Annotated in this window: 14 protein-coding genes; 8 read left to right on the forward strand and 6 right to left on the reverse strand. The window is 63.6% G+C overall.

Features of this window, described 5'->3' with window-relative positions:
* The 6 genes from ABDW57_RS06970 to ABDW57_RS06995 form a co-directional block, all read right to left on the reverse strand.
* Positions 1-1,203: a type II secretion system F family protein gene (locus ABDW57_RS06970; protein ID WP_343729479.1), complete on the reverse strand. Its 1,203-nt coding sequence runs from the start codon at positions 1,201-1,203 to the stop codon at positions 1-3.
* A complete protein-coding gene (locus ABDW57_RS06975; RefSeq protein WP_343729480.1) occupies positions 1,203-2,906 on the reverse strand; it encodes an ATPase, T2SS/T4P/T4SS family in 1,704 nt (567 codons plus the stop codon). The genes ABDW57_RS06970 and ABDW57_RS06975 overlap by 1 nt, the downstream gene beginning before the upstream one ends.
* A gap of 4 nt (positions 2,907-2,910) precedes the next feature.
* Positions 2,911-4,560, reverse strand: coding sequence for a tetratricopeptide repeat protein (locus ABDW57_RS06980; protein ID WP_343729481.1), 1,650 nt, complete (start codon positions 4,558-4,560; stop codon positions 2,911-2,913).
* Positions 4,557-6,377: a pilus (MSHA type) biogenesis protein MshL gene (gene mshL, locus ABDW57_RS06985; protein WP_343729482.1), complete on the reverse strand. Its 1,821-nt coding sequence runs from the start codon at positions 6,375-6,377 to the stop codon at positions 4,557-4,559. Before mshL ends, ABDW57_RS06980 begins: the two co-directional genes overlap by 4 nt.
* A gap of 94 nt (positions 6,378-6,471) precedes the next feature.
* The gene (locus ABDW57_RS06990; protein WP_343729483.1) at positions 6,472-7,371 is read right to left on the reverse strand and encodes an AAA family ATPase; all 900 of its coding nucleotides are present in this window, start codon (positions 7,369-7,371) and stop codon (positions 6,472-6,474) included.
* Positions 7,372-7,379: 8 nt separating this feature from the next.
* Complete coding sequence (locus tag ABDW57_RS06995; RefSeq protein ID WP_343729484.1) at positions 7,380-8,096, reverse strand: ABC transporter ATP-binding protein; 717 nt, start codon at positions 8,094-8,096, stop codon at positions 7,380-7,382.
* A gap of 111 nt (positions 8,097-8,207) precedes the next feature.
* Between ABDW57_RS06995 and ABDW57_RS07000 the strand changes: the two genes are divergently transcribed.
* From ABDW57_RS07000 to ABDW57_RS07035, 8 genes are read left to right on the forward strand one after another with little or no spacing between them, the layout of a single operon-like run.
* On the forward strand, positions 8,208-9,914 hold the full coding sequence (locus tag ABDW57_RS07000) for a GspE/PulE family protein (protein WP_343729485.1): 1,707 nt from the start codon (positions 8,208-8,210) through the stop codon (positions 9,912-9,914).
* Between the two features lie 3 nt (positions 9,915-9,917).
* The gene (locus ABDW57_RS07005) at positions 9,918-11,147 is read left to right on the forward strand and encodes a type II secretion system F family protein (protein ID WP_343729486.1); all 1,230 of its coding nucleotides are present in this window, start codon (positions 9,918-9,920) and stop codon (positions 11,145-11,147) included.
* A 1-nt stretch (position 11,148) separates the two neighbouring features.
* Positions 11,149-11,676 (forward strand): type II secretion system protein, encoded by a 528-nt coding sequence (locus ABDW57_RS07010; RefSeq protein WP_343729487.1) that lies wholly within the window; start codon positions 11,149-11,151, stop codon positions 11,674-11,676.
* A gap of 19 nt (positions 11,677-11,695) precedes the next feature.
* Complete coding sequence (locus ABDW57_RS07015) at positions 11,696-12,193, forward strand: type II secretion system protein (protein WP_343729488.1); 498 nt, start codon at positions 11,696-11,698, stop codon at positions 12,191-12,193.
* Positions 12,194-12,222: 29 nt separating this feature from the next.
* Positions 12,223-12,780, forward strand: a complete 558-nt coding sequence (locus tag ABDW57_RS07020) for a prepilin-type N-terminal cleavage/methylation domain-containing protein (protein ID WP_343729489.1) — start codon at positions 12,223-12,225, stop codon at positions 12,778-12,780.
* Complete coding sequence (locus tag ABDW57_RS07025; protein ID WP_343729490.1) at positions 12,770-13,411, forward strand: type II secretion system protein; 642 nt, start codon at positions 12,770-12,772, stop codon at positions 13,409-13,411. The genes ABDW57_RS07020 and ABDW57_RS07025 overlap by 11 nt, the downstream gene beginning before the upstream one ends.
* The gene (locus ABDW57_RS07030) at positions 13,408-14,352 is read left to right on the forward strand and encodes a type II secretion system protein (protein ID WP_343729491.1); all 945 of its coding nucleotides are present in this window, start codon (positions 13,408-13,410) and stop codon (positions 14,350-14,352) included. Before ABDW57_RS07025 ends, ABDW57_RS07030 begins: the two co-directional genes overlap by 4 nt.
* On the forward strand, positions 14,349-14,798 hold the full coding sequence (locus ABDW57_RS07035) for an agglutinin biogenesis protein MshP (protein WP_343729492.1): 450 nt from the start codon (positions 14,349-14,351) through the stop codon (positions 14,796-14,798). Before ABDW57_RS07030 ends, ABDW57_RS07035 begins: the two co-directional genes overlap by 4 nt.
* Positions 14,799-14,905: the final 107 nt, after the last annotated feature.

Raw genomic sequence — 14,905 nt, forward strand, 5'->3', positions numbered from 1 at the left:
TCAGGTCCTGATCTTGCTGATGGTGTCGTAGATCGGCCCCATCACCGACAGCATGATCCAGCCCACCATCACCCCCAGCACCACGGTGATGGCCGGCTCGATCATGGACTGGACTTTCTCGATCATCTCCTTCACTTCGCGGTTGTAGAAGTAGCTGACGTTGCGCAGCGCGCCATCGAGCGCGCCGGTCGATTCGCCGACCTTGAGCATGCGGATCACCAGCGGCGGGAAAATCCCGGTATTGGCAAACGCGGCGGTAATGCCCTGGCCCTCGGAAATCTGCTGCGCCGCGCGGCGCAGGCCGGCCGCCACCACGCGGTTGCCGACGATGCCTTCGGACAGCTGGATGCATTCCAGGATGGTGATGCCGGAGGCGTACATCATGGCAAAGAAGGTGGCAAAGCGCGCCAGGATAATCTTGTGCAGCACCGGCCCGATCAGCCAGATGCGCAGCTTGAAGGCATCGGCGGCGTAGCGCGCCTGCTCGCTGTGGGCCAGCCAGGCGCGCAGGCCGAAGTAGCCGACAATCGGCAGGGCCAGCATGATGTACCAGTAATCGATGAAGATGTTGGACACGAAGATCAGCGCCCTGGTGTGCAGCGGCAGCGTGTTGCCCATGTTTTTGACGAAGGAGGTCAGCTGCGGCACCAGGTAAATCATCAGGAAAAACATCACGCCGGTGACGAACAGGCCGACGGCGGCCGGGTACATGACGATTTTCCTGGTCTGCGAGGCCAGCTCGTCCTGCCATTTCAGGGTTTCCGACAGGTTCTTGAAGACCTCGGTCAGCTTGCCGCTCTGTTCGCCGGCCATGATCAGGCTGGTGAAGGTGGCGTCAAACACTTCCGGATAAGCCGCCATCGAGGCCGACAGCTGCTTGCCACCTTCGATGTTCTCAATCAGGCCGGTGATCATTTCGCGGAAGCGCGGGTGGTCGATGCTTTCGCGCAGGTCGTTCAGGCCATCCAGGATGGGCACGCCGGCGCCAGTCATCTGCTCCATGTGGAAGCAGAAGTTGATCAAGTCCTTGCGCGTGATCAGGCGCTTGAGGGCCACCACCTTGGCGCGCGAGACGCGGCAGTCGATCAGATCCAGCCCCATGCGGTGCAGCCGCATCTCCAGATCGGGCTCGTTGCTGGCGTCCATATTGCCCGGCTGGATAGCGCCGGTGGCGTCCATCGCGCGGTAGAAATATTGCGGCATCAGCTCAGCCTTTCGGTGAGGTCCACCACGCGGCCGACTTCCTCCAGCGTGGTCACGCCTTCCAGCACGCGGCGCAAGCCGTCGTCGATCAGGCTGTGGAAGCCGCCTTCGGCGGCGGCCTTTTTCAGTTCGCGCGAAGAGGCGCGGCGCGCCACCAGCTCATCCAGCGCCGGCGTCATCTTCAGCAATTCGATGATGGCAATGCGGCCCTTGTAGCCCTGGTGCGCGCACTTGTCGCAGCCGACCGGGCGATACAGGGTTTGCGGGCCGCTGTCGTCCGGGATGGCCAGCAGCTTGCGCTCGATCTCGTCGGCCACATGGGCTTCGCGGCAGCTGGTGCACAGCTTGCGCACCAGGCGCTGGGCGATGATGCCAATGATGTTGCCGGCCATGATGTCGGGCAGCACGCCGATGTCCAGCAGGCGCGGGATGGCGCCGATGGCCGAGTTGGTGTGCAGGGTGGAATACACCTGGTGGCCGGTCATGGCGGCGGCAAACGCCATCTCGGCGGTTTCCTGGTCGCGGATCTCGCCCACCAGGATCACGTCCGGGTCTTGCCGCATCATCGAGCGGATGCCTTCGGCAAAGCCCATCTTGGCCGATTCGTTGACCGAGGTCTGGCGGATCATGTTCATCGGGTATTCGACCGGGTCTTCCAGCGTCATGATGTTGACGCTTTCGGTGTTGATGTGGTTGAGGATCGAATACAGGGTGGTGGTCTTGCCGGAGCCGGTCGGGCCGGTCACCAGGATCACGCCGTCGGGGCGGGCGATCATCAGCTTCAGCAGGCTGAGTTCTTCCTCCGCCAGGCCCAGGCCGTCCAGCGGCACGATGCCTTTCTGGCGGTCCAGCACGCGCAGCACGAAGTTTTCGCCGTGGGTGGTGGGCTGGGCCGAGGCGCGGAAGTCGATCTGGCGGCCGCTGAACTTGATCGAAATGCGGCCGTCCTGCGGCGCCCGGGTTTCCGCGATGTTCATGTTCGACATCACTTTCAGGCGCACCGCCATCGCCGGCCAGTAGGATTTGTGCAGGCTGCGGATCTGGCGCAGGATGCCGTCGATGCGGTAGCGGATGCGCAAAAAGGATTGCTCCGGCTCGAAGTGCAGGTCGGAGGCGCCGTTCTGCACCGCGTCCGCCAGAATGGCGTCGATCAGGCGCACCATCGGCTGGCTGTATTCGTCCGAGGTGGTGCCGAGGCTGGCGTAATTGACTTCGCCGGTTTCAATCTCGTGCAGGATGCCGTCGATTGACAGCTCGAAGCCGTAGTACTGGTCGATGGCGCGCTGGATGTCCGATTCGTTCACCAGCAGCGGCGTGATGGTGATGCCCTTGACCAGCATGGCGCTGATCTGATCCAGCGCCACGATGTTGCTGGTGTCGGACATGGCCAGGATCAGATTGTCGGTGGCGCGCTCGTAGACAATGGGGAATACGCGGTAGCGCTTGGCCACGTCTTTCGGGATCAGCTTGAGCGCGATGGCGTCCACCACCAGGCTGTTCAGGTCCGCGCTCTGGGTATTGAGGTTCTCCGACAGCGCCTCGCGCACCGTGGCCTCGGTCACGAAGCCCAGCGTGATGAGCAGCTTGCCCAGCGGCTCATTGGTGCTTTTCTGCTCGATCAGCGCGATGCGCAGCTGGTCTTCGCTGATGATGCCTTTCTGGATCAGCAGTTTGCCGAGCGGGAGTTTGGGTTGTTCTGCCATGTGTTCAGTGTGCGCCGCTGCCGAGGCCCAGTTCGTGCATGCGCTTGCGCAGCGCGTTGCGGTCGAAGCCCACCGCCTTGTCCTGGGCCAGGGCCAGCGCGCGCTGGTAATAGGTCAGCGCCAGCTTGGGCTGGTTCAGGCGGTCCAGGCCGACAGCCAGGTTGTAGGCGTAGTCCGGATTGTCCGGCGCCGAGCCGACCGCGCGGAAGTAGGCTTGCTGCGCGTCCGGCCAGCGGCCCTGCTGGGCGTACAGGTTGCCCAGCGCGAACAGTACCGGCGCGGCTTCCGGATTGGTGTTGAGAATGCCCTTGAGGCGCGCTTCGCTCAGGCTGATGTCGCCCTGGCGCAGGCCGATCAGGCCGGCCGTGGCGGCGCCGTCATTGGGCGACAGTTCCAGCAGGCGCAGATAGTAGGAAGCGGCCTTGTCTTTCTGGTTCTGGCGCGCGGCCACGGCCGCCGCGCCCAGCAGGGCGTCGCGGTTGTTGGGGTCTTGCGCCAGCGCTTCGCCATATTGCTGCTGGGCGGTGTTCAGGTCGCCGCTGTTGAAGGCGCTGTAGGCGCCGTCCAGCGCCGGCGCCACCGGCGAGGTTTGCATGTTGCGGGCGACGCGGATCTCGCCGCTGTCGGGGGCGGACAGCGGCGGCATTTGTTCGGGACGCGGCGCGTTGACCGCGGCGGCCGCTGCCTGCATGGCCTGGCGGGTGGCGGCCAGTTCTTCCTCGGTGCGGGCGATGCGCTGTTCCAGCGCCTGCTGGGCGGCGCGGCTCAGGCCGGGGCTGGGCGCCAGCATGGGGTCGTCGGGATCGGCGGCCGGCGCGGTGGGCGCGGCGCCGCCGGGGGCGATGCTGGCCACCACCGCTTGCGCCGGGGTGGCGCCGGTGGCGCCCGGCGGCGGCATTGGCACCGGCGGCAGGTCGGCGCCGGCGCCCGGCGCGGTCAGGGCGCGCCAGTAGTACAGGCCAAAGCCGCCCACCACCAGCACCAGCACGGCGATCAGACCGATCAGGCGCAGGCGTTCAGGATCGATGCCGGTCGGTTCGGCGGTGGCGGCGGCGCGCGCGCGGGCGCGGGCGGCCGCGCGCGGCTTGTCGCCACCAGCCGGCGCGGCAGCGGCTTTGCTGGCGGCGCTGGCTTGCGCGGCTGCGCCGGCGGTGGTGCCTGCGGCCGGCTTGGCGGCCGTGCGCGGCGCGGCCTGGGCACTGGCCGCTTGCGGGGCCGGTGCGGCGGATTCAGCATCCAGTCCGGCGGCCGCGCGTGCAGCGGCGCTGGCGCCGGCCGTGGAAGCGGCGGCCGGGTGCGCGCTGGCGGATGGGGCGCTTGCGGCCGGGGCTGCGGGACTGGCTGGCGCGGCAGGATCGGGCGCCAGGTCCAGCGTCAGGCCGGGTTCCTTGTGGTCGCTCATGGCCGGTTCCGGGCTGGGCGTCGGCCGCGGCGCGGCGGCGGCGGCCACCGTGGGCGCCATCGGCTCCAGGCTCAACCCTTCGAGATTGAATTCGCGTGCCGGCGCGGCCGGCGCCGGGGGCGGCGGCGCGCTGTCCGGCGTCAGCGCCAGTACCTCGTCAAACGCTTCCGACGGCTTGTCGAGCTCCTCGTCGGAGACCGAGTTTTGTTTTGCGCGCTCGGCTTTCTTGAGCGCCTGCATTAAGAGACTCATGATCCATTGGCCTTGGAAACGGGATACGGTTCGGTATCGGGCTTCTGGCCCGGCAGGATGTAGCGGTAATCCTTGTAGTCGCCGTTGATGCTGGCGTCCTTGACCACCACTGGCCGCATGAAAATCACCAGCTCGGTCTTGGTGGTGTTCTCGTTACGATAGGAGAACAGGTCGCCCAGCAGCGGAATCCGGCCCAGCACCGGCACGCTGTCCTTGGCGTTGTCCACCGAGTCCTGCATCAGCCCGCCCATGACGGCGATCTGGCCGCTGTTGACCCGCATGATTGATTCCAGCTCGCGCGCCTGGATCACCGGCACCTCGCTGGTGACATTGGCGGCCGCCAGCGCCGGGTTGGGGTCCTTGACCTTGCCGACCACGCGCGTGATGGTGGGGCGCACGTTGAGGGTGACTTCGTCGCTGTCGGAAATCTGCGGCGTCACGCTCATCACGAAGCCGACCGGCACGGTTTCCAGGTGTGATTCATAAGTGGCCGGCGTGGTCGGTACGCCGTTGGCGTTGAGGATGGCCGGCGTCACCTTGATCGAGAAGAACACATTGTTGTCGACCACCTTGAGCAGCGCGGTCTGGTTGTTCAACACGCTGATTTTCGGGCTGGACAGCACTTTCACCTTGCCGAACGATTCCAGCAGCTGGATGGTGGTGGCGATATTGCCCAGCCGGCTGTTCGGGTTGACGTAGTTCAGCACGAACATGCCGGGCGTGGTGCCGACCGTCACGCCGCTGGGCAGGGCGGTGGTGCCGACCTGGCCCTGATTGAGCTTGAGACCGCCGCCGGCGACGCTGTTCCAGTTGATGCCCTGCTGGTAGGAGTCGCTCAGCTTGACCTCGATGATGGTGGCTTCAATCAGCACCTGGCGCTTGGCCGCGCCCAGCACCACGTCCAGGAATTGCTGGATCTTCTCGTGCTGGCGCGAGGTCGCGCGCACTGCGATCAGGCCGCCCTCGGGGTTGACGATGACCGAATTCGTGCGGTTGGCGTTGCGCGACTGCGCGCCCAGGTCCAGCGCCGGTACGGCGGCCGGCTGGCCGAGGCCGTTCGGCGCGCCGGCGCCCTGCTGGGCCTGCTGCAGGGCGGCCAGCGGATCGCTCGGGCTGTCGGACAGGTTGGTGGCGCGCAGCATGTCGCGGATATTCTTCTCCAGGTTGAACCAGAAGTTGTTGTCCGAGCGGTTATTCACCACCGTGGTGGAATTGTTGGTGCCATTGGCTGCCGGGCCGTTGTTGGTCTGCCCGCTTTGCTGCGACTGGCCGTTGTTGTTGCCGTTGTTGTTATTGGCGTTGGCGCTGTTGACCGGCTGCTGGCTGGCCTGCACCGGATTGGAGCTGGTGTCGGCGCCGCCGCCGGTGGTGGAAATCTGGGTGGCGATATTCACGCTGCTGGCGGTGCTGCGCGCGATGTTGACGTAATCAACCTTGTAGTTGCGCCATTCCGGGCTGTCCGGCAGCACGGTCAGGGTCTCGCCGTTGATTTCATAACGCATGTCGACCTGGCGCTGGATGCGGTTCAGCAGTTGCGGCAGGGTCTGGTCCAGCGCGTTCAGCGTCACCACACCGTCGATGCCGGGGTGGATATCGACATTCAGGCCGGCGTCGCGCGCCAGCGCAAACAGCAGCGACTGCACCGGCACCTTGTGCACGGTCACGCTATAAGTCGCGACCTTGGCGGCCGGCTTGGGTGGCGGCAGCGCCACACTTTGCTGGACCGGCTCGGGAATCGCTCCGGCCGCCGGCGGCGGTTCGCTGATATGGGCCGGGGACGGCGTAACAGGATGGCTGGCGCAAGCACTCAGCAACACGCTGCAAACCACGGGGACGAAGGGAGAGCGCAAAGTTTTCATCGGTTCAGGTCGCAGTTTTTGTTGTGCTTTTGCAATTATAGATGGCATGATCTTATAAATTCCGCGCCGCCGCAAGGAGCAGAACGCAAATCACGGCCAGTGCGGCCCCTATAACAACAGCGCGCGGCGTGCGCCGGCCACGCCGGCGGCCGAACGGCGATTCCAGAATGGCCTGGCGGGCGTGGCTGGCCTCCACCGTGTCGGCGTCGTCGGCAAACGCGGCCAGCATGGCCTTATCGGCCAGGATGTTGATGCGGCGGACGATGCCTTCCGAGGCTTCCGCGATCAGCCGTGCCGCAGCCGGGCTGAACAGGGCAGGGCCGTCGTGGCCGGCCGCGCGCAGACGGCAGGCCAGGAAGTCGCCGGTCAGGTCGGCCTGCAGCGCCGGCACGTGGAAGCTGTGGGTGATGCGCTCCTTCAGCTGGCGCATGCTGGACAAGGCCAGGTTTTCGTCCAGCTCGGGCTGGCCAAACAGCACGATCTGCAGCAGCTTGCTGCGCGCGGTTTCCAGATTGGTCAGCAGGCGGATCGCTTCCAGCGTATCGAGCGGCATGGCTTGCGCTTCCTCGACCAGCAACACCACCTGGCGGCCGGCGCTGTGCCGGGCAATCAGCTCGGCGTGCAGGCTGCGCTGCACCTCGTCGGCGCGCAGCCCGCTGGTCGGCAGGCCCAGCTCGGCGGCGATGGCGTGCTGCACCTCCAGCGGATTGAGGTTGGGATTGACCAGGTAGATGACGTCGATATGCGCCGGCAGCCGGCTTTCCAGCATGCGGCACAACATGGTCTTGCCAGTGCCGACCTCGCCGGTGACTTTGATGATGCCTTCGCCGTTGCCGACCGCGTACAGCATGGCTTCCAGGATATCGCCACGCGCATTGCCGGCGTAGAAGAAGGCCGGATTGGGCGTGATGTGGAACGGCGATTCGCGCAGGCCAAAGTGGGATTGGTACATAGTCATCCTCACGCTATGCAAGTCAGAAAGGCTTGTTCCAGCGTCTGTGCGCCAAACCGGGCGCGGCATTCGGCCGGCGTGCCGATAAAACGGAGGCTGCCGGCGTGCAGGATGGCCATGCGGTCGCACAGCTCCTCGACATCGGCCAGCGCGTGCGAGGTCAGGAACAAGGTGCTGCCACCGCGATGCAAGCTGCGCAACTGGTCTTTCAGCAGGGCGCGCGCTTTTGGGTCCAGTCCGCTCATCGGCTCGTCCAATACATACAGTGGCTTGCGCGCCAGAAGGCAGGCGGCCAGGCCCAGTTTTTGGGTCATCCCTTTGGAATAGCTGCGCACCGTGCGCTTGAGCGCGTCCTGATCGAGGTCCAGCGCCGCCAGCATGGCGCGCACGTCCGATGGCTGGTAAGCCAGTCCTTGCAAGCTTAGCAGGTAGCGGATGAAGTCGGCGCCGGTTAAATAATAGGGCGGCGTGAAGCGCTCGGGCAGGAAGCCCAGCGGCTGGCGCGCGGCCGGCTGGTGGTGCGGCTGGCCGAAGATCTCGATACTGCCGCCGTCCAGGGCGCAGAAATCCAGCAGGCATTTGATCAGGCTGGTCTTGCCGGCGCCGTTGACGCCGACCAGGCCAAAGCATTCGCCGCTGCGCAGCTCCAGGTCCACGCCGTGCAGCACGCTGGCCGTGCCATAGCGTTTGGTAACTTGCTGGAAGCGCAGTGCTGGGAAGATCATGGGCGACACTGTAGCGCATCCGTCCAAAGAAAGCGACACCTTGGCTCGCTCTAAAAACACATCTGGCATAGAATGGCCGCAAGTTTTGGTGAGAATCGTCAAGGAGAAGGCATGTCGAGGCCAGAGAAAGTCCGGCTGGGGGAAATCCTGGTACAGCAAAAGCTGCTCTCGGAGGAGCAACTGGGGCTGGCGCTGGCCGACCAGAAGCGCAGCGGGCGCAAGCTGGGCCGCGTGTTTGTCGAGAACGGCTATGTGACCGAGGAACAGATCGCCGGCGCGCTGGCGCGCCAGCTCAACATTCCGTACCTGAACCTGAAGTTCTTCAACATCAATCCGGAAATCGTGCGGCTGCTGCCGGAAACCCAGGCGCGCCGCTTCCGCGCGCTGGTGCTGGAAGACCGCCATGGCGCGTTGCTGGTCGGCATGTCCGATCCGACCGACCTGTTCGCGTATGACGAGATTGCCCGCATCGTCAAGCAGAATATCGAGCTGGCGGTGGTGAATGAAACCGAGGTGCTGGCCGCGATCGACCGCATCTACCGCCGCACCGAGGATATCTCGGACCTGGCGCGCGAGCTGGAGCAGGATCTGGGCGACGTCTCGGTCGACTTTGGCGCGCTGGCCGCGGCCAATCCGAATCTGGAAGAAGCGCCGGTGGTCAAGCTGCTGCAATCGGTGTTTGACGATGCGGCGCAGGTGCGCGCATCCGACATCCACATCGAACCGCAGGAAAGCCGGCTGCAGATCCGTTTCCGCATCGACGGCGTGCTGCACCTGCAGACCGAGGCTGATATCAAGATTGCACCATCGCTGGCGCTGCGCCTGAAGCTGATGTCCGACCTCGACATCTCCGAAAAGCGCCTGCCGCAGGACGGCCGCTTTGCCGTGCGCGTAAAGAATCAGCGCATCGACGTGCGTATCTCGACCATGCCGACCCAGTACGGCGAGTCGGTCGTGATGCGTCTGCTGAACCAGGGCGGCACCCAGCTCAAGCTGGATGCGATCGGCATGCCGCGCGGCCTGCTGGAGAAATTCCGCGCCATCGTCCAGCGCCCGAACGGGCTGGTGCTGGTGACCGGGCCGACCGGTTCCGGCAAGACCACCACCCTGTATTGCGCGCTGGCCGAGCTGAACTCGGTGGAGAAAAAACTGATCACGGTGGAAGATCCGGTCGAGTACCGCCTGCCGGGCATCAACCAGGTGCAGGTCAACGACAAAATTGACCTCAACTTCGCGCGCGTGCTGCGTTCGGCGCTGCGGCAAGACCCGGACATCGTACTGGTGGGCGAGATGCGCGACCAGGAAACCGCCGCCATCGGCCTGCGCGCCGCCATGACCGGCCACCTGGTGCTGTCCACGCTGCACACCAACGACGCCGTCAGCACGCCGCTGCGCCTGATGGACATGGGCGTGCCGCGCTACATGGTGGGGTCGTCGCTGCAGGCGGTGCTGGCCCAGCGTCTGGTGCGGGTGATCTGCGAGAGCTGCACCACGCCGTACGAACCGACGCCCACCGAGCGCGAATGGCTGTCGCTGGAGCTGAATGACAAGGTCGACAAGGGCCGCTACTTCCACGGCAAAGGTTGCTCGCACTGCAACGGCATGGGGTATCGCGGCCGGACCGGCGTGTACGAGCTGCTGGAAATGACGCGCGCCGTGGTGGACGCCGCCAACGATCCGGACCCTTCCAATTTCCTCAAGGTGGCGGCCGCGCAGATGGCCGGCGAAACCTTGCGCCGCCACGCGGTGGCGCTGGTGATCCAGGGCCGCACCACGGTGTCGGAAGCGATGCGCATCAGTAACCAGGTCGAGGACTAATCCGTGCCGTTCTTTGCCTACAAGGGCCGTAACGCGCGCGGCGAGCTGATGCAAGGCGTGCTGGAGGCGGCCGACAGCGGCGCCGTGGCCGACCAGCTGTTCAATACCGGCGTGACGCCGATCGAGATCGTGGTGACCAAAAAGGCCACCGCCGACAGTGGCGAAAGCTGGCTGGCCAAGCTGCTGGAAAAGAAGGTCACGTCGATGGACGTGCAACTGTTCAGCCGCCAGATGTACACCTTGCTCAAATCCGGCGTGCCGATCATGCGCGGACTGGCGGGCTTGCAGGAATCGGCGGTCAGCAAGTCGTTCGCCAAGGTGATCAAGGATTTGCGCGAGTCGCTGGACGCGGGCCGTGAACTGTCGGCCGCCATGCGCCGCCATCCGGACGTGTTCACGCCGTTTTATCTGTCGATGGTGCGGGTGGGAGAGATGACCGGGCGGTTGGAGGAAGTATTTCTGCGCCTGTTCGACCATCTGGAGTTCGACCGCGACATGCGCGAGCGGGTCAAGAGCGCCACCCGTTACCCGACCTTTGTGGTGGTGGCCATGGTGATTGCCATGGTGGTGGTGAATATGTTTGTGATTCCGGCGTTTGTCGGGGTGTTCGCGCGCTTCAACACCGAGCTGCCGCTGATGACACGGATATTAATAGGCACCTCGAACTTCACGGTGCGCTACTGGCCGGTGCTGGCGGGCGCCCTGGTACTGAGCATTTGGGGATTCCGCGTGTGGGTAGGCACGCCCAGGGGCTTGTATCAGTGGGATAAGTTCAAACTGAAGATTCCGGTGGCCGGGAAGATCGTGCTGAAGGCCACCATGGCGCGCTTTGCGCGTAGTTTCGCGCTGTCCAGCCGCAGTGGCGTGCCGATCGTGCAGGCTTTGACGGTGGTGGCGCAGACGGTGGACAACGCTTATCTGACCGCGCGCGTAGAGCAGATGCGCGACGGCGTCGAGCGCGGCGACAGCATTCTGCGTACGGCCGCGGCCACCAATGTGTTCACGCCGGTGGTGCTGCAGATGATCGCGGTGGGTGAGGAGAGCGGCTCCATCGACGACCTGATGGACGAGATCGCGCAGATGTACGAGCGCGAGGTGGATTATGAGCTGAAGACCTTGTCGGCGCAGATCGAGCCGATCCTGATTGTCTTCCTCGGCATCATGGTATTGGTGCTGGCGCTGGGCATCTTCCTGCCGATCTGGGATCTGGGCAAAGCCGCCTTGCACCACTAAAATGAATTTTTTGGCAATTTCTGTATCTTCAAAACAACGCGGCGCCAGTTTGCTGGAGTTTGCGGTTGCGACGGCGGTGATCGGTATTTTGATTGCCTTGTTGTTACAGCGAATATGGTATTACCAAGGCGAAGCTGAACAACGCGCTGTACAGATGACGGTGGCGGCCGTGCGCACGGCCTTAGAAATTAAGGTGGTAGAGTCAAAATTGCCAGGGCGCAATCATGATTTAACGTTTTTGGCCGAAGAAAATCCGTTCAATTTACTAAAAGATAAGCCGGTGAATTACGTCGGAGAATTATTTCGGCCTGATGACAGCGATATCGGGGCGGGGAATTGGTGCTTCGATCGCGGTGATAAAAGTCTGATTTATTTGTTAAATAATGGAAATTCTTTCGGAAATGCTCCATCGAAACGTTTGAAATTCAAGGTAAAATTATTTCGCTTGCCCCATAGCCCCGCCAAGCCGTCAGGCACACCCGAACCCCAAGGTGTGGCCTTTGAGCAAGTTAAGGATGCATCTTCTTAAAGACGATTTGGAGAAATACATGAACAAGCCAGCACTGACCGCAATGCGCAAACAAGCCCAAGGCGGCTTCACGCTGATCGAATTAATCGTGGTGATCGTGATCCTGGGCATCCTGGCCGCCACCGCCTTGCCGCGCTTTGGCAACTTGAGCGGAGACGCTCGCTTGGCTTCGATGAATGCCGCGCGCGGCGCGCTGCTTTCACTGGCCTCTGTCGCGCATGGTCAAGCTCAGATTAATCCCGCCGCCGCCGCTCTGCCGGCCGGCATTAATTTTGAAGGTACGGCTGTTACTTTCGTTAACACTTATCCAGCTGCCAATGCCAATACAGCGATTGCAGCTGGTCTTAATGCTGCCGACTACACAGTTGTCGCGAACAATGGCTCAATGGTTATTCGACCTGCTTCGCTTCCTGCTGCCACTAATTGTTCCATTACGTATAACGAAGCCGCGAATGCGACTACGGCGCCGGTCATTACGACGATGCAAAACATCACGGCAGCCGACTGCACCCAGTAATTGTTTGCTGGCGCTGCTCGGGAGTTATTGTGACTCGTACAGCGCGTAGGGCCGCCGGCTTCACGATCGTGGAGGTTGTCGTCGTCCTGGTTATCATGGGCATCCTGGGCGCGATCGGTGTGTCGCGCTTCTGGGATAACGCTATCTTCCAGAACCGCGCCTACGCTGATCAAGCGCGTGCCATCATCCGCTACGCGCAGAAGCTCGCCATCGCGCAAAACCGCCCGATCTTCGTCATCACCAATGGCAACAGCTTTGCTGTCTGCTCCGGCCCCGGATGCGCTGCAAACGAACTGGTCACCGCGCCGGGCGGCAGCAACAGCGGCAGCGCCGCCACCCGCGCACGCTGTCAGTCCGGCGGCAGCTATAACGCGGCCTGGCTGTGCGAAGGGAGGCCCGACGATGTGACCGTCACCGCGAGCGTCAATACCGGCGGCTATTTTTACTTCGACGCCTTGGGCCGTCCCTACAATGCCGCCGACAACACGCCCGGCGTGTCCACTTTCAACCAGCTAAGCCTAACCATCAGCAGTGGCGGCAACAACAGCCAGATCACCGTCTGGCTGGAAACCGGCTATGTGCAATAACCGCCGCCGCCAGCAAGGCCTCACCCTGATCGAGCTCATCATGTTTATGGTGATCGTCGGCGCGGCGGCGGCCGGGCTGCTGCAAATCATGAACATGGCCAACACCAACAGCACCGACCCGATCCGCCGCAAGCAAGCGTTGCTGATCGCCGAAGCGTATATGGAAGAAGTCCAGCAAGCGCAAATGAGCGTTTGCGACCCGGCCGACGACAACGCCGCGACCGCAATCACGTCAGCCCAGTGCACCGCTCCCGTCACTGTTGAAAACTGGGGGCCGGAAGGAGGCAACGCGCGGCCCTTCGACAACGTCAATGACTATGTTCCGAACAACTATATTTCCGGCACGGCAGTGCGGGCGTTTGCCGTCAACGACGGCACCAACCTGATCGATCGCGACGTGGCCGGCAACCCGCTGGGCGCCAACGCTGCCGGTGGGGCGTTGGCCAATAGTACTCTGGCCGGCATCACCACCACGCTGGCGTTGACGCCGGTCGCGCTGGGGCCGGCCGGCTCCCAGGTGCCTGCAGCGGATGCGCTGCTGATCACCATCACGGTCACTTACGGCGCCGGTGCCAACGACGTGGTCACGCTGCAAGGCTACCGCAGCCGCTACGAGCCGAGGGCGCGATGAAGAGCCAACGCGGTTTCACGCTGATCGAAGGCATCGTGGTGATGGTGATTACCGCCATTCTGGCCGGCATCATGGTGCTGTTCATCCGCCGCCCGGTGCAAAGCTACATTGACAGCGCCGAGCGCGCCGACATGGCCGACGTGGCCGACATTGCCCTGCGCCGCATGACGCGCGAGCTGCATGGAGCAGTCCCCAACAGTATCCGCTGGCTGGAGATTGGCAACACCACGCTGCTGGAATTCATTCCCACCAAGGCCGGCGGCATTTATCTGTCGGAGGAAGACGCTGCAACAGCGCCACCTCTGCCGGCGCCCCAACCAGCGCCGCTGAGCTTTACTAGTACCACAGCCGTGACCTTTGACATCGTCGGTCCGGTGCCGGCCGCGCCGTATGCGATTGCCCCCGGCGACTCCATCATCGTCTACAACCTGGGCAACGAAATTACTGATGCCGATGCCTACTCTGACGGCGATGGCACCGTCAATGGCGTCAACCGCGGCACCGTCCAGTCTGTTGTCGGCAACCGCGTCACGATCTCCGACCCGAACTGGCCGCTACCGAACACGCCACGCAACCCGTTTGCCGTACCTGCCGCGAACAATCGCGTTGCCAGCACCTCACCCGGCAAGCGCTTCACCGTCGCTACTGACCCGGTCACCTTCGCCTGCGTCAACGACACCGCGACGGGGCGCGGCACGCTCACGCGCATCTGGGGCTACGGCTTTGTTCCAGTTCAGGCCGCGCCGCCCAACACCGCGCGCAGGGCGCTGATGGCGGCCAATGTCTATGCCTGCCGTTTCAGCGTGCAGCAGATGGCCAATCAGAACACCGCCCTGATCGGACTATCGATCGCATTGGCCCGCAGCAGTGCCGGCGCCAGCGCCAACGGCCTGGAGACCGTCACGCTCAGCCATCAAATTCACGTGGAAAACACACCATGAGCGCCATCCCATACCTGCGCCGCAAGTCGCGCGGCGTCGCCATGCTGACCGCCATCTTCCTGCTGGTGGTGGTGGCCGGCCTCGGCGTGGCCGTGGTGACGCTGACCACCAGCCAGCAGGCCGGCTCCGCCTTGGATGTGCAAGGTCAGCGCGCCTATCAGGCGGCACGCGCCGGCATCGAGTGGGGCTTGTACATCGCGCAGCGGCCAGTGCTCCAGAATCCGAATGATCCAACTGTGACGGCGGTTTGTCCTCCCGCCAGCAGCTTTGGTTTCCCGAACGCGGACACGCTGTCGGCTTTCACCGTTACCGTGACCTGTCAGGCCACCGGCGGCCACTTGGTGATTCGCGCCACCGCGTGCAACCAGCCGGACGCCGCGAACACCTGTCTCAACCCGGTGCGCGGCGCGGATTATGTGCAGCGCGTGATCACGGCGCAGCTTTAATGTCGCAACTGTGTGGAAATGTGTGTATTTTTGCGGAATCATTGCCAGTTTGAGCATGAAATGGCGCAGAACTTGAATATAATCAATCATCTAGCGCGTAAACCTCG

The sequence above is a fragment of the Duganella sp. genome, from assembly GCF_039595735.1.
GTDB lineage: Bacteria > Pseudomonadota > Gammaproteobacteria > Burkholderiales > Burkholderiaceae_D > Rugamonas.